This window comes from Achromobacter sp. Bel, from assembly GCF_012928505.1.
Taxonomy (GTDB): domain Bacteria; phylum Pseudomonadota; class Gammaproteobacteria; order Burkholderiales; family Burkholderiaceae_B; genus Achromobacter.
The window spans coordinates 1-17,604 of the sequence record NZ_JABBJN010000083.1 but is presented as its reverse complement, the minus strand read 5'-3'; the positions used below and the strand labels follow the sequence as shown (position 1 = coordinate 17,604).

The following is a 17,604-nucleotide window of genomic DNA, read 5'->3' as shown; positions in this document are numbered from 1 at the left end:
GCCGCGCGCAGCAGCGGGGGCCAGGGGCGCGGACGCCAGCCGTCCATCCAGGCGGGCAACTGGCACACTGTGCAGGCGTAGGCGCCCAGCAGCCCGGCGGCCGAGAACACGGCGGTCTGCGTCAAGGCGGGGAAGGGGGTGAAGGCGAGGGCGAGGTAACCCACCAGGCTCGCGGCCAGGCTGATCGTCAGGCCCGGCAAGACGCGGCGCAGCGCCGGCCACGCCTGCCAATCGGGCATGCCGTAGCGCTTGCCGAGCCAGTGCATGGGGAAGTCGACTGCCACGCCGATCAGGCTGGCGCCGATCACCAGCGTCAGCACATGGATCGAGCCGAACACCGCGACGCAGGCCACGGCGCCGGTCAGCAGGCCGACCGCCACCGGCACGAACGCCAGCAACGCGCGCACGCGGCGCAAGGCCAGCAGCAGCACCAGCACAATGCCCACCATGGCGCTTGCGCCGATCCAGGAACTTTCCGCCACGGCCTGCGCGCGACCGGCGGCCGCGTACAGCGGGCCACCCGCGACCAGCAACTGCGCGCCGCTGGCGTGCAGCGCCTGGCGATCCTGATCGATCTGCGCGGAAATACCCTGAGGCGCGTTGCTGTCGAAGGCGTCGGCCCGGGTTTCGGCGCGCACCAGCACCCAGCGCTTGCCGTCGTGGTCAGCCTGCAGCGTGCCGGTGCCCATGTCGTACTGCACCGCGCCGCCCGGGCGCAGCGCCTGTTCGGCGCGGCGGGTCAGGCCGAGCCAATCCTGGTCAGCGGGCACCAGGCCGGAAGACGAGAACGGATCCGACAGTTCGCGGGCGCGACGCTGGGCGTAGGCGGCGGGATCGGACGCCAATTGCTCGCGGTCGGCGGCTGGCAGCATGGCGAGGCGGCCGGCAAGCAATTGCGCGCGCAACGCGGGAACGTCCACGTTCAGTTCGAGCTGCACGGACGAGAACAGCCCGCTGCGGGTCCAGCGTTCGGCCAGCAGGCGCGCGGGCGCCACGGGGTCCGCGTCCGGCCCCGCCGCCACCAGCGCCACCAGTTGGCGGGACAGCGGTTCCTGGATGCGGGCTTCGGCCAGCTGGCGCGTGGCGTCGGCAGCCGCCTGCGGCACCAGCTCCATCAGGTTGGCGGATACCGGCCAGCCGTTGCGGCACTGCCAGGCGCCGGCGCACAGCACCAGCAGCAAGCCCAGCTTGAACAGCCGCGGCAGCCAGCGCTCAATCGGAAAACGCACGTTGCTCCTCGGGGGTCAAGCTGTCGGCCGCGACCGCGTCCGTCATCTGGAGGACGCTTCGATCGCCTTGCGTTTCGCGCAGTTCGATGCGGTCGACAAGGTTGCCGCCGTTGATCTGGATGTTGTCGAAGATCTGGCGCAGCAGGGCCGAACGGGGGGTCAACAGCAATTGCCAGGCGTCGGCCTTGCCCGTCAGCGCCAGGTCGAAGTTCTGTTGCAGCCCGCTGGTGTCGCCCGTCAGCACCGAGAGGAACAAGCGGTTTTCGCGACCCGATCCCGTCTGTTGCGGCAGGGCTTGCCACGCGCCGGATGGGTCGCGCCGCGAAATGCCTTTGGCGTTGATGCGCAGGTCCTGAGCGATGGGCGTGCGCAGCAGCCACAGCAACCCCTTGCCCGCCGCCAGCGTGAAGTCGCCGCGGCTGGTCAGCGGCTGGGGTAGCGAACGCAGGAATTTCTGCTGCACGAAATGGCCGCGGACGACCGGCGTGGCGCGCAACTGGGCCTGCAAGTCGTTCAGGTCGAAGGCGCGGGCGGTCCAGGGGGCGGCCAGCGCCAGCAGCAGGAACAGGCGCGCCGCCGTCTTCAGGAAAGGGTTGGGCGTCATGCGGGGACCTCCAGGGATTGCAGCTTGCGCCGCACTGCATCCACGAACACGGCGGGCGACGCCAGTTGCATTTCACGGGTTTCAATGCAGACCGCGACCTGTTCCGAGGTCGCGCGCGTCAGCCGGGTGCCGGTCGCCGCATCCAGGATCAGGTAGTTGATCTTCAGGCGGTTCTCCCATTCCACCAGCTCGGCGCGCACCGTCAGGCGCTGGCCGAATTGGGCGGGCTGCGCGTAGCGCAGATGCATATCGATGACCGGCCAGGCGTAGCCGCTGGCGCGCATGGCGTCGTAGTTGTGGCCCAACTGGTCCAGCAGCTCGCAGCGCGCCTCTTCCAGGTACTTCACGTAGTGGCCATGCCAGACGACGTTGAGCGAGTCGACGTCGAAGAAGGGGACGCGGATTTCCACTTCCGCGCCGATAAGGCCTCGTTTACGCATCGTCTTTCCAGAAGGGGTAGAAGTTGAACCATTGCAGCGGCGCCCCGCGGCAATGCGCGGCAAGGCGGTCGGCGTAGCGCTGCGCCCAATCGGCAATGCGCGCCTGCCGGGTGGCGCGCGTCCATTCGATGCCGTCGGACAGGCGCTCCATCGTGACGCGGTAGCGCGCGCCGTGGCGGGTGCAGAACAGCACATTGACCGGGCAGCGCAGCAGGCCGGCCAACAGCCAGGGCCCCTGCGGCAACGGCGCGCGGGCGCCCAGGAACAGCACGGGCGTGGTGCGGTCGCCTTGCAGCGGCACCCGGTCGCCGGCGATGGCGAGCCATTCGCCGCGGTCCAGGCGTTGCGCCAGGTCCAGCATGGTGGGCGCGTCCAGTTCGCTGACTTGAATCATGCGCGGCCCGCCGCCGGCTTCGGACAAGAGGCGATTGAAGTGGACGGCGTGCTTGCTGTGGACCAGGACATTGAGCCGCAGCGCGCCGGACCGTTCCGCCAGCGCGCGGCAGACTTCGATGTTGCCCAGGTGCGAGCCCACCAGGATCTGGCCGCGGCCCGTGCCCATCTGCGCGTGCAGGCCGTCGGGGTCGGCGATATCCAGGTCGGACAGGGTGATCTTGCCTTGCCAGACGTCCAGCTTGTCCAGCATGGCGTTGGCGAACGCCAGGTACTGGCGGTATACGGGCGCTGTGCGCGGCAGCGGCGCGGGTAGTCCGCCGGCCTGGGACAGCCGTTGCTGATACTGGGCGATGGCGCGCCGGGCGCGACCGCCGAAGGCGTAGAAGTACAGCACCACCAGCCAGACCACAGGCGCGACGACGCGGCGGCCCAGCCGGCGGGCGGCCCACGCGGTCAGGCGCATCAGCACGGGGCTGCCGCGTTCGGCCTGCGCAGCCCAATGGGGATCAGCGGCGCTCAAGGCCGCGGCCCCCGCGCCAGCCGGCGCCACAGCAGGACGGGCGAGCGGCCCAGCATGCCGAAGAACAGCCGCGCGTGCATGCGGCTGATCAGCAGGTTGTCGCGCAGTCCCTTGAAATGGGAAATGCCGCCCTCGGGATAGACCACGCGCGTGGGCAGCCACGCCATGGGGACGCCGCGCCAATGCAGGCGCACCAGGATGGCGATGTCGAAGTCCATGCGGCGGCCCACGCGGACGCTGTCGATCACCGGAAGCACCTGCGCCAGCGGATAGACGCGGAAGCCGCACATGGCGTCGGGGATGTCGAGAGACAGCGTGTTGATCCAGACCCAGACCCGCGTCAGCCAGCGGCCGTAAAGCCGGCTGCGCGGCACATCGTCGCCGTAGACGGGCGCGCCGCAGATCACGGCCTGCGGCCGTGCCCGCGAGGCGCGGGCGAAGGCGGCGGCGTCGGGCAGCGCATGCTGGCCGTCGGCGTCCACCTGCAAGGCATGGGTGTATTCCAGCGCGGCGGCGGCGCGCAGGCCGTCCTGCACCGCCGCGCCCTTGCCGCCGTTCACGGCACGGCGGACCAGATGGGTGCTGGGCAGGGTGGCCAGTGCGTCCAGCGTTGCCGCGCAGTCCGCGTCCGAACCGTCGTCGACCAGGACGCAAGGCAGATCCTGCGCGGCCAGTTGCGCATGCACGGCCGCGACGGTGGCGCCGTGGTTATAAACCGGGATGACCGCGCAGAGCTTATGTGCCGGCATCGCCGCCTGCCTCAAGGATGCGGCCCGACGCGCAAGGCGCATCGTCCACCGTGCACGTGAAATAGAGCTTTTGCTTCGTTTCGTCCCATCGCAGGGCCATCACGGCGGCATCGCCCGGGCGCAGCAGCTTCTGGAACTTCAAGGCTTCCATGTCGCCCACGCGCAGGCCGGGGCGCAGGTCGCGTTGCGCCAGCGATACCGCCCAACCGATCTGGGCGACCCCGGGCACGACGGGCGCCGACGGGAAATGCCCGCTGAAGTGCGCCAGGTCGTAAGGGATGTCGAGCGCATAGCGGCGTTCGCCGGGCGGCTGGCCGGGCAGTTCCACGGCGACGGGATCGACGGGGCGCGGGCCGGCCGCGGCGTCGAAGTCGGCTTGCGGCAGCTTGCCCTGGGCATTGGCGGGCAGGTGCCGGTAGAAGCGCCAGCTGCGCGGAATGGCCAGTGACTCGAAGCCGGCGGCCAGGTGCGCGCGCAAGGCGTCCACAACTGCTTTGCGGCCCTGGTTGCGCAGGGCATGCAGGCCTGCGGCGGACAAGGCGACCAGCCCTGTCAGGCGCGCGGCGCCGGCAGGGCGGCCCAGCCGGGCGTCGTCCACATAGGCATGGCGCATCAGGGACTGCTCCAGCATGGGCAGCGAGATTCGTTTTTCTTCGATCTTGACGATGCGATCCAGCCGGCCCAGCAATTGGAAGCCGCCGGGGGCGAGGCGCGCGCCGTCGGACGTTTGCTCATCGGCCGGATTCACCCATGGCGACTGCACGCGCAGGGCGCCTTCGGCGTTCAGGCTGACGGCCGTGCCGGGCAAGGGCTGCCAATCGGCCGACCCGGTGCGCCACGCCACGGCGCCGGTCTCGGAGCTGCCGTAGATTTCGGTGGGGCGCAGGCCCAGATCGCGTTCGATGGCGTCGGACACCTCGGCCGGCAGGGCGCCGCCCGACGTATGGATGCGGACGAGCCGGCCGCGTAGTTGCGCCCAGCCCAGCCGTTGCCCAAGGCGGCGCAGCAGCGCGGGGCTGGCGATCCAGGTGAAGGACGGGTAGCGCAGGCTGGCTTGCTGCAGCTCTTCGGGGTAGAGCCGCTGGCGGCGGTCGATCTGCCGGCCCGCGCACAGCGGCCACAGCACGCGAAAGGGCAGGCCGTACATGTGCTGGGCGGACACGCTGCCCAGCACCGGCGCGTCGGGGCCGGGCCATTGCTGCTGCAGCGCGGCGACCTCCGCCGCCAGTTGCCGCCACTGTTTGACCAGGTGCTTGGGCTTGCCGCTGGAGCCCGATGTGCATAGCACCAGCGTCAGGGAGGGGTCGAGCTCGGCGGGCGCCATCGCGTCGTTGTTCAGTAAGCCGGACAGGCGCCACTGGCGGTCGGCGGGCAGGGGAAGGACCGTGTCTGTCAACCAGGCGTCGACGTCGGCATCCAGCGCGGCGCACGTCTGCGCCTGCGCATCGCCAGGAAGGACGGCGACGACGCCCGCGCGCCAGCAGGCGAACAGGGCCGTCGCCAGCACCGCGGCGTCGTCGAACCACAGGGCAAGGCGGCGCGGCGCACGCGCCTGCAGCGCCCCTGCGGCCAGCCGGCTGGTCTGCGCGAAGGCGGCGCGCGTCAACGGAGGTTCGTCGGCGAACGGCACGGCGCCGGCATCGGCCGACGGCAGCAGCAGGTGTTCAAGCGGCGTCCAGCGCATGCTCAGGCCGCCTTGGCGCCTGCCGGGCGCAGCAGCCACTCGCCCGCGATCAGCAGGCCCATCAGGCCGTAGCTGGCGGCGCCGTTATAGGCGACCCACCAGCTCCAGGGCGCCCACGCGGCCAGGCCTGCCGCGATCGCACCGTTCAAGGCGAAGAACGCGCACCACACGCGGGTGACGTTCCGGGTATAGCGCACGCCCTCGGGCGGCAGGTCGGGATGGCGCAGGCGCGCCAACTGCTCGATGACGGGGCGGCCGACGCGCAGGCTGACGCCGAACACGGCAAGCATCATGGCGTTGACCAGCACCGGATACCAGCGCAGCCAGGCTTCGGAGTTGGACACGGCAAGCACCAGGCAGAACGCCACGGCGACGGCGGGCAGCAAGCGTCCGCCGGGTTGGGCGGCACGCGCGGTCAGACCCCGCGCCAGCCACAGCACGGCCAGGGGCAGCGCCAGCCAGGCCGGATTCACGTGCCCCAGCGTCGCGTAGACGGCAAAGGGGTACGCGACGCCGGCGGCGGCAAGGCCGGCCGCGACGCCGCGCCTCATGCGTCGGGAGCCTGCTTTTGCCACATCGCCTGGACGACGTCTTCGACGGTGCGCACCGTGCGGAAATCGTTGGCATCCAGCTTGCGGCCGGTTTGGCGGCGGACGTGGTCGATCAGGTCGATGGCGTCGATGCTGTCGATCTCCAGGTCGGTATACAGATTGGCTTGCGGCGTCACGCGTTCCGGTTCGATCTCGAAGAGTTCGACCAGCGCATCGCGCAGCGTGTTGAAGATGTCCTCGCGGGTATGCATCGTGGACTCCGTATGCGTTTAGGCGCGCCGTTGCGCGGCGACAAAGGCCGCCAGGCTATTGATGCTGGTGAAGTGTTCGCGCATGTTGCGCGTTTCGGGGTCGATGGTGATGCCGTAGCGCTTTTGCACCGCGAGGCCCAGTTCCAGCGCGTCGACCGAGTCCAGCCCGAGTCCGTCGCCGAAGAGCTGGGCGTCGGACGCGATGTCGGCAGGGGTCATGTCTTCCAGCCCCAGCGATTCGATGACGAGCATCTTGAGCTCAAGTTCCAATTCATTCATCCCGCTTAGACTCCGTTATTACCGTGCTGGGTGGATTGTTCGTTCATGAGAGCGCCGGCCGGCGCGGTGCGCGCCAGCTCGGCTTCGAAATAGGCATGCAGCCAGGCATTCATCTTGCGCCCGGCGATCGGCAGAGGGTGCGCGCCGCCCCACACGGCCGGGTCGATGTCTTCGCCGACCTGGATCACGTAGCGCATGCGGCGCGGCGGGATCCGGTACCAGGGCTCGCCTTTGGTGAGGCTGCGCGGGGTCATCTGGATGACCACGGGCGTGACGATGCGCGCACCGCGCAGGGCGATGGCGCAGGCGCCGCGATGGAACTGCGGCGACGCGTCGGGGGGCGTGCGGGTGCCCTCCGGAAAGACGATCAGCGTTTCGCCATTGCGCAGCACGTCGGCGGCGCGGTCGAACATGTCGAAGCTTTCATCATTGGTGATGTAGCCGGCGTTGGCGATCGGGCCCCGCGTGAAAGGGTTGGTGGCCAAGCCGTGCTTGACGATGCAATTGGCGTTCTTGACGTGGCCGACCAGGAAGACGACATCCAGCAGCGAGGGGTGGTTCGCCAGGATCATCTGACCCGGCTTGCCCAGGCGCTCGGCGCCCTTGAATTCCACCGTCAGGATGCCGACGCGGACCATGAAGCGGATGAAGAACTGGAAGGTGCGGTGCAGCGCCGAGCGTGCCCGGCGCTGGCGCTCCGACTTGCCGCCCGGCAGCAGTCGCTGAGGCGGGAAGACCAGCACGCGCAGCAGCACCCCGCCCAGGCCGAACATCGTGAAGGCCATGCCGGTGGCGACCAGGCGCCACAGCCAGAAATCCTGCCGGGGTTGCGTGGTGCTTGTCATGCGGTGCGTGTCCAGGTCCAGCGTCGGGCGTGATTCTGGTGTGCCCAGGCGGGCGTTCGCAACGCCAGGTGGCGCAGCAGGTTCAGGGGATTGGGCCAGGCTTGCGCGGTGTCAGGCCGCGCGTCGGCCGGGTCGGTGGACATCGCCACCGTCCATTCGGTTCCGGGGCGCAGATGGAACGCCGCCGCATAGGTGTACGGCACGTCGTCGATCCAGGGGGAATACGGAGCGGGAGGCCGTTCTTCGGCCAGCACGACCAGCACGTCTTCGTGGCCTTGGCCGAACAGCAGGGCGCCTTCGATGAAGGCATGCTCAAGCCCGTCGTCTTCTACGGAGAGGGCGATGGATTCGGTGGTTTCGCGGCGTATGATCGACCATTGCGCCGCGATGGCGTTGTGCACGGACAAGCCGAAGGCGGTGGGCGATAGCGGTTCATTGGCCGCCAGCGCCTGCAGCAGGCCGAAATTGCGCGTGGTCTCTCCGTGGCGCGACGCGAACACCAGCGGCATGCCGGCGCGTTCCGCCGCCAGTGGCCAGGCGCACGCGAACACCGCGCGGGCCAGCGAACTGAGTCGGCGGCGCTGCATCGGCGGCAGGAAATCCAGGCGGGGCGCGCAGTGGTCCGCGAGGGGGCAGTAAGGATGTTCGGCCCACTGCAACCAGTCCGCGGGCGTCTCGATTCCTTGCGCCCACCCCTGCCATTGCGCGATTGAGAACGTCAACATAGCGCGCGATTCTACTACGCCGCTATGCGTTGATTTTGTTTTGGATGGTTACTTTGTAGCCAATTCGTCACTGTAAGCGCCTGTTAATTTGGAATAATTGGTTACTTGTTGCTGTGGAAATTCAGGAACTATTCATGTACTGGGCGGATCAACGCGCCGCCGCGCTCTATCGAGAAAAGGACTTGTCCGCCGAGGATGCGCGCCGGGCGCCCGGGAGCGGCAGCCGCCAGGCAAGAAAAGACGACTGGCAGGTCAGCCGCGCCTTGCTGCGCGAAGCCAGGCACGCGATGGCGCCTGGCGCCGCGCTGTCGTTGAGCCACAGCGACGGCCATGCCGTTTGCGCCCAGGCGCCCGCTGGCTGGCGGCTTGGGGCCGACCTGGAACGCATGCGGGCGCGCGATGTGCTTCGTCTGGCGGACTGGATCTGTTCGCCGGACGAAGCCGCTGCGCTGGCGGCGCTGGACGGCGACGCGCAACGGGAGCGCTTCTACCTGTTCTGGACCTTGAAAGAAGCCTTCATCAAGGCGGCCGGCCTGGATTTTCCGGCGGACATGGCCTCCGTGGGCCTGGCGCCGGACGCTCGCGGCGGGTGGCGTCTGAACGCGCCGCCGGGCGAGTGGCGGGCATGCAGTTGGCGGGTGGGGGACGCGTGGATGGCATCAATGGTCTGGTTGGCGCCCAGTGATAACGCAATGTCACCGCAGTGGCGGGCGGCAACGGCCTGCCTGTTGCCGCCGGTGACGCTTATCGGTCATTGGACGTCGGCCGGGGAGTGATCGCTCCGGCTTGTTGTGCCTGGCGCTTTTAAAGATGTATTATGAATATATCTTTAAAAGCGAGCCCGCTCGCAACGCAAGGAGCATCTGATGTTGAGTCCCCAAGTCCGTGCGCTGGTCAAAGCCACGGCCCCTGTCCTCAAGACGCACGGCGTGGCGCTGACGCGCCATTTTTATGCGCGCATGTTCGACCACAACCCCGAGTTGAAGCACATCTTCAACCAGGCCCATCAGGCCGGCGGCCAGCAGCAGCACGCGCTGGCGGGCGCGGTCACGGCCTACGCGGAACACATCGACGATCCTTCGGTCCTGATGCCGGTCGTGACCCGCATCGTGCACAAGCACGTCAGCCTGGGCATCCGGCCCGAACACTACGCCATTGTCGGCAAGCACCTGCTGGCCTCCATCCGCGAGGTGCTGGGCGAGGCCGCCACCGACGAACTGATCGACGCCTGGGGCGCCGCCTATGGCCAACTGGCGGATCTGCTGATCGGCGAAGAGGCGCGCCTGTACGCTGAATCCGCCGGGAAGCCGGGCGGCTGGACGGGCTGGCGGGCGTTCCGCGTCGTGGGCAAGCAGACCGAAAGCGCTGAAATCACATCGTTCTACCTGGCGCCGTCCGATGGCGGCGCGGTACCCGGGTACCAGCCGGGCCAATACGTGTCCGTGCGCGTCTACGTGCCCGAACTGGGACTGATGCAGCCCCGCCAATACAGCTTGTCCGATGCGCCCGGGCAAGACCGCCTGCGCATTTCGGTCAAGCGCGAGCCGGCCGGGACACAGACGCCGGCGGGCCGCGTGTCCAATGCCCTGCACGACCGCCTGGAAGAGGGCGGCGTGCTGGACGTGGCGCCGCCGCAGGGGGATTTTCATCTGAAGGCGGACAGCGACGCGCCCGTCGTGCTGCTGAGCGGCGGCGTCGGGCTGACGCCGATGGTGTCGATCCTGAACCATCTGGTCCGCAACAACGACGCGCGCCAGATCCGCTTCGTGCACGGCTGCCGCAACCGGTCGGTTCATGCCATGAAAGACCACGTCAACCGCATCGCCGCCGAGCGGGGCAACGTGCGCAAGGCCGTGTTCTATGAAGAGGTCGGCCACGACGACGAGCCGGGGCGCGATTACGACCACGCCGGTCGCCTGGACTTGCGGGCCATTCGCGACGAGGTCATCGTGCCCGGCGCGGATTACTACCTGTGCGGACCCGCGCCGTTCATGCTGGCTCAGCGCGAAGCCCTGCTGGCGTTGGGCGTGGGGTCCGACCGCATCCATGCCGAAGCCTTCGGCACCGGCGGCGCGCCGGCCTGACGGGTGTATCCTGGCGGCCTGATCTGCCCGGGCCGCCAGGCACCCGTCTTCCATCCTATGCAACTGACCCGATTCACCGACTTCGGCTTGCGCGTCCTGATGTACCTGACGCAATGCCGCGACCGGCCCGCCGCCGTCACCATCCCGGAGATCGCCGGGCGCTTTGACGTGTCCCGCAATCACCTGGTCAAGGTGGTGCACTTCATGGCGCAACGGGAATGGGTCAGCACCACGCGCGGCAAGGGCGGTGGCCTGAGCCTGGCGCGGCCCGCGTCGGAGTACCGGGTGGGCGACCTGATCCGCGAACTTGAGCAGCAAGGGCCCCTGATCGATTGCCGCGAGCCGCCCTGTGCCCTGGACGGCTCCTGCCGCCTGTCGGGCGTGCTGGCGCAAACCCTGAACGCCTTCTACGACGCGCTTAACGGCTACACGCTGGCCGATCTGGTGCGGGACCCTACGGCTGCGGCCATCATCAAGCTGCATCGCGCCGCCTGAGGCGAGGCATGACGTTTTGTTATGGATGCTGTCGGGTTTGGCATTTGCCGCGTTTGCGCCGGGCGTTCCAGAATGGAGGCGGTTCCCCGTCTTTTGCCTGGCGGCCTTCCAAGCACAAGCGCCCCGGGTAGGGGTAGCAGGCAGACTTCTTTCAGGATGCAGGTATGCGCGTTTGCGTAATCGGTGCGGGTGTCGTCGGTGTGACGTCCGCCTATTTCCTGGCGCGCCAGGGGCACGATGTCGTGCTGGTGGACAGCCAGGCTCGGCCGGCGGAGGTGTCCAGCTATGCCAACGGCGGCCAGCTCAGCTATAGCTATGTGGCGCCGCTGGCCGGCCCGGGCGTGTTGCCCAGCGTGCCCGGCTGGCTGTTGCGACAGGATTCGCCGCTGCGATTCCGGCCCCGGCTGGATCCGCATCAATGGCGCTGGTGCCTGCAGTTTGCGCTGGCGTGCCGCGCGTCGGTCGCCCGCGCGTCGACGGCCCAGCTGCTGGGCCTGTCGTACCTGAGCCGCGACGTCATGAACACCTTGCTGGCGCAGGAAGACCTGGATTTCGGCCATTTGAGGAACGGCAAGCTGATCGCCTACCGCAGCGCAGCCTTGCTGGACAAGGCGCGTGCGCTGGTGGCGTACCAGGCGGGGCATGGCGCGGACCAGCAGGTACTGGACGCCGCGCAGACGCTGGCGATGGAGCCGGCGCTGGCCGCCATGGGCGACAAGCTGGCCGGCGCCATCTACACCCCCAGCGAAGAGGCGGGCGACTGCCGCCAATTCACCGAAGCCTTGTTCGACCGCCTGCAGGCGCTGGGCAATGTGGAATGCGCCATGTCCAACCCGGTGTCCGGCCTGCAGCGTGAAGGCCGGCGCATCGTCGCCGTGAACACGCGCGACGGGGACATCGGCGCGGATGCCGTCGTGCTGGCCACCGGCGTCGGTACGCGCGCCTTGCTCAAGCCGCTGGGGCAAGACGTGCCCTTGTATCCGCTGAAGGGGTACAGCCTGAGCGTGCCGCTGTCCGCCGACGACGCCGTCGCGCCGCGCATCAGCGTGACCGACTATGAACGGCGCATTGTCTACGCCCGTGTGGGCGGCGTGCTGCGGATCGCGGCCATGGTCGACATCGGCAGCGCCAACGCCGATATCGAACCGGCGCGCGTGGAATTGCTGAAACGGCAGGTGCACGAGGCCTTTCCGTCGTTGGACTTGCGCCAGGCCATCCCATGGGCCGGCCTGCGTCCCGCCACGCCGACGGGCAAGCCGCTGATCGGGCGCGCCGGCGCGGCCGACAACCTGTGGCTGAACATCGGGCAAGGTGCGCTGGGTTTCACCTTGGCCTGCGGCAGCGCGGCCTTGCTGACCGCGCAGATGGCAGGCCTGGAACTGCCGCTGGATCCCGCGCCGTTCCGGCCCTGAATGCTTCGCAAGAGGCGGAATGGCTGCAATGTCCATTTTGCGATAGGAGCTGTCTTTTCGTCGGCAGACGGACCCGCGCACGCTCAATAGGATAGCGGTCGTCCCCCCGCCACGCGCCTTGACGGCGCGGGCGCGGGCGGGATCCGATCCCCCTCCTGCGAGCGCACTCATCATGTCCTATCTGTTCCCCTTGTTCGCCATCCTGTTCTGGGCGGGCAATGTCATCGTCTCCAAGTTGGCCGCCAGCGCCATTTCACCTACGGCGATCACCTTCTACCGCCTGGTGTTGGCGCTGTGCCTGATGGCGCTGTTCACGGCTCGCCCGGCCTGGCGCAACCGCAAGGCCATCCTGCGGCACTGGCCCAAGCTGGCGTTGTACGGCGCCTTGTCGTCGGCGGTGTTCCAGGCGCTGTCCTACCGCGCGGCCGAAACCACCACCGCCACCAACATGGCCATCCTGACGGCGTTGATCCCCTTGCTGAGCATGCTGCTTAGCGTCGTCATCCTGCGTGACCCCCTGACGCTGGGCATGGCCGCGGGTGGGGTGATGTCGTTCCTGGGATTGCTCTACCTGGTGGGGCAGGGCGATATGCTCAGCGTGTTCCAGCACGGCATTCATGTGGGTGACGGGCTGATGCTGCTGGCCGCCTCGTCGTATGCGCTGTACGGGGTGCTGCTGCGCCATTGGAAAGTGCCGGTTCCCGCTTGGCAGTCCACCTTCGTGCAGTCGATTTTCGCGCTGCTGTACATGCTGCCGCTGTATCTGCGCGTGCCGGCGGCGCAGGCCGCGCTGGACGTGAACACCATTCCGCTGATCCTTTATGCCGGCATCTTCTCGTCGGTGCTGCTGTCCTACCTGTGGATCGAAGGCGTGCATCGCCTGGGCCCCAACCGCTGCAGCATCTTCATCAACCTGCTGCCGCTGTTCACGGCGTTGGCGGCGTTCGTCATGCTGCGCGAGCAACTGCACGGGTACCACCTGCTGGGCGGCGCGGTGACGTTGGCGGGCGTGCTGCTGGCCCAGACGGTGCAGCGCCCGTTGTTCGGCCGCGCGCGTGCCGGCGCGTTGGCAGCCGGCAAAGCCTAGGGCTGGCCAATGCCAAAAAGAGGCTCCTTTTAGCGGTGACTGGCCGCTGCCCGCCCATTCACGGGCGTTCAATACAGGCGCTTGCCGCTGCGCGATAGTGCGTTGCTTTAGCGGGAGCGCTCATGAGCCTTTTCCAACGAACCACCATCGCGCTGGCGCGCAGCCCGATGATGGGCCGCGCGATGCGGGCGATGGCCGCCCGGTCGTCATTGGCCAGCCGTTTTGTCGGCGGCGGGGATGTGGATGCGGCGGTCCAGACCGCCGTGCGGTTGCGCGACGCGCACGGCATCCGGGCCTCGCTCTTCTATTTGGGCGAGTACGTGGCGGATCCGGCCGCCATCGAACACAACGTCACGCAGGCCGTCGCCGCCTGCGAGGCGCTGGGCCGGGCGGGCCTGGACGTGCACGTGTCCGTGGATCCCACGGCCATCGGCTACATGGACAGCGACGCGCGCGGCGAAGCGAACGCCCGGCGCATCGGCGCGGCGGTGTTGCGGGCCGGGTGCGGCGGGCAGGATTGGGTGGTGTTGGACATGGAAGATTCCGGCATCCGCGACCGCACCTGCGGGCTGCATCGAGGCTTGCTGGAAGCGGGCCTGCCCGCCGGCCTGACCTTGCAGGCAAGGCGCCGGCGCACACCGGAAGACCTGACCTGGGCGATCCGGCAGCGAACCTCGCTGCGCCTGGTGAAAGGCGCGTTCCCGGAGCGTGGGCTGGACCATGCCGGCCGCGCGCGCATCGACCAGGCGTATCTGGACGCGGCGTCCATCATGCTGTCGCAGGAGGCGCGGGCGTCCGGTTTCCTTCCCGTCTTCGGCACGCACGACGACCGCCTGGCCGGCACGATCATGACGATGGCGCGCGAGCGCGGCTGGCCGCCGGACGATTTCGAATTCGAAATGCTCTATGGCGTGCGGCCGGATTGGCAACTGGCCCTGCGCGGCTTGGGCTATAACGTCAGGGTCTATCTTCCGTTCGGCGGCGACTGGTGGCCGTACGCCATCCGCCGGGTGGGGGAAAATCCTCGTAATGCGTGGCTGCTGGGCCGCTCCCTGAGTGCGGGCGGGCGTTACTTCAGCTAGTCCCAAGGGCTTGAAGGCACCATGGCGGTTTCTCGACATATCTGGCATTGCGGCGCGGGCCTGCCCGGCGACGTGCTGATCGCGGATCTGCGCGCGTATCGCTATGCGCCGCACTTCCACGATGCCTGGTCCATCGGCGCGATCGAACACGGCCGTTGCGCGTTCACCGTGCATGGCGAGGCCCATGCCGCCGGCGCAGGCGACCTGGTGGTGATTGCGCCCGGCCAGGTCCATACCGGCGGCACCTCGGCCGCGCCGCTGGCGTATCGCATGGCGTATATCGACGCCCAGTGGTTCGACGACCATGCGCGCGCCGTGTTCACGCACGGGGCACGGTTGCCGGGGCCCGTCATCACCGCGCCCGGCCTTTGCGCGCAATGGCTGGCCGCGCTGACGCCGGATCCGCTACCGGACCCCGCGCGGCGCGAACGCCTTTCCGCCGCGCTGTTCGGGCTGCTGGCCGCGCACGCCAAAACCCGCGACCCTGTGCAGGCCGATGCGCCTGACGTCTGCGCGTTGCTGCGCGAGCGCATGGCCGCCGATCCGTCTTGCGCGCCCGACCTGGAAGCGCTGGCGCAGGCGCAGGACCGCCATCGCACGACGCTCGTCAAGCAGTTCGCCCGCCGCTACGGCTTGCCGCCGCAGGCCTGGCTGCGCAATTGGCGGGTGGCGCGCGCGCGGGTGCTGCTGCGCGACGGCCTGCCGCTGGCGCAGGCTGCCCATGCGGTGGGGTTTGCGGATCAGGCACACCTGACCCGCGTTTTCAAACAGGTCTACGGCAGCACGCCTGGCGTGCTGCAAAGGGCTGGCGCGTCCCACACGTTGTGAGCGCGGGGCGTCTCTATCCGGTAGTCGGAATATTTCTGCGTGAAGAAGGCGGCGCCCAGCCGTTCTGCCGCCAGCAGGGGGTGGCGGGGATCCGCCGCGACTTCGCCGCGCCGATTGCCTGCGCCGTGTACATAGCCCACAAATTCCGAATGGGTGTAGCGCGCGTATTCCTGGACCTGATGCACGATGCCCAGCGCGGCGCCGGGATAGGTCTCCTCGGACGCGACCGTCAAGCCCAGCCGCTTGCCGGTCATCGCGGCCTTGACCCGTTCCGGCTCGGGGCCCGAACCGACGTAGTGGGTGAAAGACCGGTCGAAGAACGCCTTGGCTTGCGCGGACATCCCGTACCAATAGACAGGCGTGCAGACCATCACGCCGTCGGCAGGCAGGAAATGTTCCAGGAACAGTTCGCCGTAGCGGTCGGCAGGCGGAGAATCGTGCCGCAGGTCGGGCAGGAAACCCTGGATATAGTCGTCCAGGAAAAGCAGGGTGGTGGATGTGCCCGCCGCATCGGCGCCGCGTTGCGCGGCCGCGGCCAGTGCGGCGCTGTTGCCGTCGCGCCTGGGGCTGCCCACCAGGATGAGCAGCCTTTTTTTGTGGTGATTTGAATTCATGTCATTTCCTTGTGATGCGGAGCATTTTCTGTGGATGAAAAAGGCACTTTAGGTAGTCACGGCCAGGGCGACAAATGACGATTCCTTGGCTAAGATGAATTCATTTCATGTTTAAAGCGACGCGCCATGTTTGCTTCCCTTCCTGTCACGGCGCTGCGCGCCTTCGAGGCTGCGGCCAGGCTGCGCAGCTTCAAGTCGGCCGCGGCCGAGCTGTCGGTGACGCCCACCGCGGTGTCGCATCAGATCAAGTCGTTGGAACGGCAAGCGGGGTTCGCGCTGTTCGATCGCGTGCCGCGCGGCGTGCGTCTGACCGATGCCGGCGCGCGCCTGTTCGTCAGCGTGCACGGCGCGTTGCTGGATATCGCCCAGACCCTGGATGCCCTGCGGCCCGCGCCGGCGTCGGGCGCACTGACGGTCTCCACCACGCATTCCTTCGCGGCGCTGTGGCTGGTGCCCAGGCTGGGACGCTTCTACGATGCCTATCCGCAATACCAGTTGCGCTTGAATGCCGGCGCGGACCCCGTGGACTTGCTGCAGGACGCCAGTGTGGACGTGGCGATCCGGTACAGCCCGCACGCCTATCCCGCCCTGCATGCTGCCTGCCGGTTGCCCGAGTGGTTCGGCGTGTACGGTGCACCCTCGATCGTCGCGCAGGCGGGCAAGCGCGCGCCCGCGCTGGTGACGGTGCGCTGGCGCGATTCGCAGCTGTATGACCAAGGTTGGCAGGCCTGGTGCGAGGCGGCGCGCTTGCCGTCGTGGCGCAAGCCGGCGGCGGTGCAGGCCTACACCGAAGAGCATTACGCCTTGCAGGCGGCCATTGCGGGGCAGGGCCTGGTGCTGGCCAGTTCGGTCATGGTATCGGACAGCGTGGACGCGGGGACGCTGGCGGCGTACCGGCCTGATGTGCGCGTGGCCGGGTCCGCCTACACCGCCTTGTGCGCGCCGGGCCGCGAACGCCATCCACCGGTCAAGGCGTTCCTGGGCTGGCTGAACCGGGAGTTCCAGCCATAGCGCGGCCAGCCGCCCCACGCGTGGCGGGCTTGGGTAACAGCGGCAACGCCGCCAGCATGCACAGTCCGGCGATCACCCAGGCGACGGGCCAGGAGCTTGCCGCGACCACGTGCGGGATCGCCAGCGGCGTCAGGAACAGGCCCAGGTAGACGCAGCTGTTGGCCATGCCCAGCGCAGTGCCTGCGCGCCGCGCGCCCGCCAATGTCGCCAGTTCCGTATAGGCCACGCCGTGCCAGGCCGACGCGCAGATGCCTGCCGCCGCCAACAGGCCTGCGGTCGCCAGCATCGCGGCCGGTCGGGCCGGCGCGGCGTCGACCGCCCAGGCCACGGCGCCCAGCGACGCGAACAGCAGGCAGCTCAACCCGGTGCAGCGGCGCAGGAAGGCGCGCCGGTCACCGTGCCGGTCCGTCCAGCGACCGGCGGCGATGCGCGCCACCATGGCGCCCAGTTGCACGGCGACCATCACGCCTGTCAGCGTGCCGATGCCGGCCCGGCTGAAGTCGTGCAGGAACACCGTGGCGAACGTCAACACCGCGAATTGCGGGCAGCACATGACGCCGATCGCCACGGCGGCCCGCCAGACGCGGCCATCCCGCAACGGGGACGCGGCCTGCGGAGCCGCGGTGGTAGTGGCGGTTGCGACGGACGGAACAGGCGGGGCGGGCGGGGCGCCGCCGATGCGCCGCGGTTCCCGCAGCCAGACGGCGGCCAGCGCGGA

Annotated in this window: 20 protein-coding genes and 1 pseudogene; 8 read left to right on the top strand and 13 right to left on the bottom strand. The window is 68.7% G+C overall.

Annotation, left to right across the window (positions count from 1 at the left end):
* The 11 genes and pseudogenes from HG262_RS29180 to HG262_RS29130 all read right to left on the bottom strand — a co-directional run.
* Positions 1-1,229, bottom strand: a pseudogene (locus tag HG262_RS29180) (hypothetical protein); the annotation flags it as partial.
* Positions 1,213-1,833, bottom strand: a complete 621-nt coding sequence (locus HG262_RS29175; protein ID WP_169274320.1) for an outer membrane lipoprotein carrier protein LolA — start codon at positions 1,831-1,833, stop codon at positions 1,213-1,215. The pseudogene HG262_RS29180 and the gene HG262_RS29175, both read right to left, overlap by 17 nt.
* A complete protein-coding gene (locus tag HG262_RS29170) occupies positions 1,830-2,273 on the bottom strand; it encodes an acyl-CoA thioesterase (protein WP_169274319.1) in 444 nt (147 codons plus the stop codon). The genes HG262_RS29175 and HG262_RS29170 overlap by 4 nt, the downstream gene beginning before the upstream one ends.
* Positions 2,266-3,189: a glycosyl transferase gene (locus HG262_RS29165; protein WP_169274318.1), complete on the bottom strand. Its 924-nt coding sequence runs from the start codon at positions 3,187-3,189 to the stop codon at positions 2,266-2,268. Before HG262_RS29165 ends, HG262_RS29170 begins: the two co-directional genes overlap by 8 nt.
* A complete protein-coding gene (locus HG262_RS29160) occupies positions 3,186-3,938 on the bottom strand; it encodes a glycosyltransferase family 2 protein (RefSeq protein WP_169274317.1) in 753 nt (250 codons plus the stop codon). The genes HG262_RS29165 and HG262_RS29160 overlap by 4 nt, the downstream gene beginning before the upstream one ends.
* Entirely contained in the window at positions 3,925-5,622 is a 1,698-nt protein-coding gene (locus tag HG262_RS29155; RefSeq protein WP_169274316.1) for an AMP-binding protein, read from the bottom strand. Before HG262_RS29155 ends, HG262_RS29160 begins: the two co-directional genes overlap by 14 nt.
* 2 nt (positions 5,623-5,624) lie before the next feature.
* On the bottom strand, positions 5,625-6,173 hold the full coding sequence (locus tag HG262_RS29150; RefSeq protein WP_169274315.1) for a hypothetical protein: 549 nt from the start codon (positions 6,171-6,173) through the stop codon (positions 5,625-5,627).
* Positions 6,170-6,424 carry an acyl carrier protein gene (locus tag HG262_RS29145; RefSeq protein WP_039883125.1) on the bottom strand — a complete coding sequence of 85 codons (255 nt, stop codon included), beginning with the start codon at positions 6,422-6,424 and terminating at the stop codon, positions 6,170-6,172. Before HG262_RS29145 ends, HG262_RS29150 begins: the two co-directional genes overlap by 4 nt.
* Before the next feature lie 18 nt (positions 6,425-6,442).
* Positions 6,443-6,703 (bottom strand): phosphopantetheine-binding protein, encoded by a 261-nt coding sequence (locus tag HG262_RS29140; protein WP_169274314.1) that lies wholly within the window; start codon positions 6,701-6,703, stop codon positions 6,443-6,445.
* A gap of 5 nt (positions 6,704-6,708) precedes the next feature.
* Positions 6,709-7,548, bottom strand: coding sequence for a lysophospholipid acyltransferase family protein (locus HG262_RS29135; RefSeq protein ID WP_169274313.1), 840 nt, complete (start codon positions 7,546-7,548; stop codon positions 6,709-6,711).
* Positions 7,545-8,273 carry a beta-ketoacyl synthase chain length factor gene (locus HG262_RS29130; RefSeq protein ID WP_169274312.1) on the bottom strand — a complete coding sequence of 243 codons (729 nt, stop codon included), beginning with the start codon at positions 8,271-8,273 and terminating at the stop codon, positions 7,545-7,547. Before HG262_RS29130 ends, HG262_RS29135 begins: the two co-directional genes overlap by 4 nt.
* Positions 8,274-8,407: 134 nt before the next feature.
* Here HG262_RS29130 and HG262_RS29125 point away from each other — a divergent pair, with 134 nt between their 5' ends.
* The 7 genes from HG262_RS29125 to HG262_RS29095 all read left to right on the top strand — a co-directional run bounded on the left by HG262_RS29125 (position 8,408) and on the right by HG262_RS29095 (position 15,261).
* Positions 8,408-9,049 (top strand): 4'-phosphopantetheinyl transferase superfamily protein, encoded by a 642-nt coding sequence (locus HG262_RS29125; RefSeq protein WP_211187824.1) that lies wholly within the window; start codon positions 8,408-8,410, stop codon positions 9,047-9,049.
* A gap of 90 nt (positions 9,050-9,139) precedes the next feature.
* Positions 9,140-10,357 carry an NO-inducible flavohemoprotein gene (gene hmpA / locus HG262_RS29120; protein WP_169274310.1) on the top strand — a complete coding sequence of 406 codons (1,218 nt, stop codon included), beginning with the start codon at positions 9,140-9,142 and terminating at the stop codon, positions 10,355-10,357.
* A gap of 57 nt (positions 10,358-10,414) precedes the next feature.
* Positions 10,415-10,852, top strand: coding sequence for an Rrf2 family transcriptional regulator (locus HG262_RS29115; protein ID WP_169274309.1), 438 nt, complete (start codon positions 10,415-10,417; stop codon positions 10,850-10,852).
* A 164-nt stretch (positions 10,853-11,016) separates the two neighbouring features.
* On the top strand, positions 11,017-12,264 hold the full coding sequence (locus HG262_RS29110) for a D-amino acid dehydrogenase (RefSeq protein ID WP_169274308.1): 1,248 nt from the start codon (positions 11,017-11,019) through the stop codon (positions 12,262-12,264).
* 172 nt (positions 12,265-12,436) lie between these two features.
* Complete coding sequence (locus tag HG262_RS29105; RefSeq protein ID WP_169274307.1) at positions 12,437-13,351, top strand: DMT family transporter; 915 nt, start codon at positions 12,437-12,439, stop codon at positions 13,349-13,351.
* A gap of 122 nt (positions 13,352-13,473) precedes the next feature.
* The gene (locus HG262_RS29100) at positions 13,474-14,433 is read left to right on the top strand and encodes a proline dehydrogenase family protein (RefSeq protein WP_169274306.1); all 960 of its coding nucleotides are present in this window, start codon (positions 13,474-13,476) and stop codon (positions 14,431-14,433) included.
* A gap of 21 nt (positions 14,434-14,454) precedes the next feature.
* Positions 14,455-15,261, top strand: a complete 807-nt coding sequence (locus tag HG262_RS29095) for an AraC family transcriptional regulator (protein WP_169274305.1) — start codon at positions 14,455-14,457, stop codon at positions 15,259-15,261.
* Here HG262_RS29095 and HG262_RS29090 read toward each other — a convergent pair.
* Positions 15,207-15,875 (bottom strand): NAD(P)H-dependent oxidoreductase, encoded by a 669-nt coding sequence (locus tag HG262_RS29090; protein WP_169274304.1) that lies wholly within the window; start codon positions 15,873-15,875, stop codon positions 15,207-15,209. The two genes, HG262_RS29095 and HG262_RS29090, sit on opposite strands and share 55 nt — an antisense overlap.
* 126 nt (positions 15,876-16,001) lie before the next feature.
* Here HG262_RS29090 and HG262_RS29085 point away from each other — a divergent pair, with 126 nt between their 5' ends.
* Positions 16,002-16,886 carry a LysR substrate-binding domain-containing protein gene (locus HG262_RS29085; RefSeq protein ID WP_169274303.1) on the top strand — a complete coding sequence of 295 codons (885 nt, stop codon included), beginning with the start codon at positions 16,002-16,004 and terminating at the stop codon, positions 16,884-16,886.
* Here the strand turns inward: HG262_RS29085 and HG262_RS29080 are convergent.
* Positions 16,843-17,604, bottom strand: a 762-nt coding sequence (locus HG262_RS29080; RefSeq protein ID WP_169274302.1) for an MFS transporter, incomplete at its 5' end; no start/stop codon positions are given. The two genes, HG262_RS29085 and HG262_RS29080, sit on opposite strands and share 44 nt — an antisense overlap.

What these genes read in the sequence shown, in the direction of transcription:
- HG262_RS29105 (WP_169274307.1), top strand. Translation starts at nt 12,437, where the DNA reads ATGTCCTATCTGTTCCCCTTGTTCGCCATCCTGTTCTGGGCGGGCAAT.
- HG262_RS29160 (WP_169274317.1), bottom strand. Translation starts at nt 3,938, where the DNA reads ATGCCGGCACATAAGCTCTGCGCGGTCATCCCGGTTTATAACCACGGC.
- HG262_RS29095 (WP_169274305.1), top strand. Translation starts at nt 14,455, where the DNA reads ATGGCGGTTTCTCGACATATCTGGCATTGCGGCGCGGGCCTGCCCGGC.
- HG262_RS29110 (WP_169274308.1), top strand. Translation starts at nt 11,017, where the DNA reads ATGCGCGTTTGCGTAATCGGTGCGGGTGTCGTCGGTGTGACGTCCGCC.
- HG262_RS29175 (WP_169274320.1), bottom strand. Translation starts at nt 1,833, where the DNA reads ATGACGCCCAACCCTTTCCTGAAGACGGCGGCGCGCCTGTTCCTGCTG.
- hmpA (WP_169274310.1), top strand. Translation starts at nt 9,140, where the DNA reads ATGTTGAGTCCCCAAGTCCGTGCGCTGGTCAAAGCCACGGCCCCTGTC.
- HG262_RS29115 (WP_169274309.1), top strand. Translation starts at nt 10,415, where the DNA reads ATGCAACTGACCCGATTCACCGACTTCGGCTTGCGCGTCCTGATGTAC.
- HG262_RS29150 (WP_169274315.1), bottom strand. Translation starts at nt 6,173, where the DNA reads ATGAGGCGCGGCGTCGCGGCCGGCCTTGCCGCCGCCGGCGTCGCGTAC.
- HG262_RS29140 (WP_169274314.1), bottom strand. Translation starts at nt 6,703, where the DNA reads ATGAATGAATTGGAACTTGAGCTCAAGATGCTCGTCATCGAATCGCTG.
- HG262_RS29100 (WP_169274306.1), top strand. Translation starts at nt 13,474, where the DNA reads ATGAGCCTTTTCCAACGAACCACCATCGCGCTGGCGCGCAGCCCGATG.
- HG262_RS29135 (WP_169274313.1), bottom strand. Translation starts at nt 7,548, where the DNA reads ATGACAAGCACCACGCAACCCCGGCAGGATTTCTGGCTGTGGCGCCTG.
- HG262_RS29085 (WP_169274303.1), top strand. Translation starts at nt 16,002, where the DNA reads ATGTTTGCTTCCCTTCCTGTCACGGCGCTGCGCGCCTTCGAGGCTGCG.
- HG262_RS29155 (WP_169274316.1), bottom strand. Translation starts at nt 5,622, where the DNA reads ATGCGCTGGACGCCGCTTGAACACCTGCTGCTGCCGTCGGCCGATGCC.
- HG262_RS29130 (WP_169274312.1), bottom strand. Translation starts at nt 8,273, where the DNA reads ATGTTGACGTTCTCAATCGCGCAATGGCAGGGGTGGGCGCAAGGAATC.
- HG262_RS29125 (WP_211187824.1), top strand. Translation starts at nt 8,408, where the DNA reads ATGTACTGGGCGGATCAACGCGCCGCCGCGCTCTATCGAGAAAAGGAC.
- HG262_RS29170 (WP_169274319.1), bottom strand. Translation starts at nt 2,273, where the DNA reads ATGCGTAAACGAGGCCTTATCGGCGCGGAAGTGGAAATCCGCGTCCCC.
- HG262_RS29090 (WP_169274304.1), bottom strand. Translation starts at nt 15,875, where the DNA reads ATGAATTCAAATCACCACAAAAAAAGGCTGCTCATCCTGGTGGGCAGC.
- HG262_RS29145 (WP_039883125.1), bottom strand. Translation starts at nt 6,424, where the DNA reads ATGCATACCCGCGAGGACATCTTCAACACGCTGCGCGATGCGCTGGTC.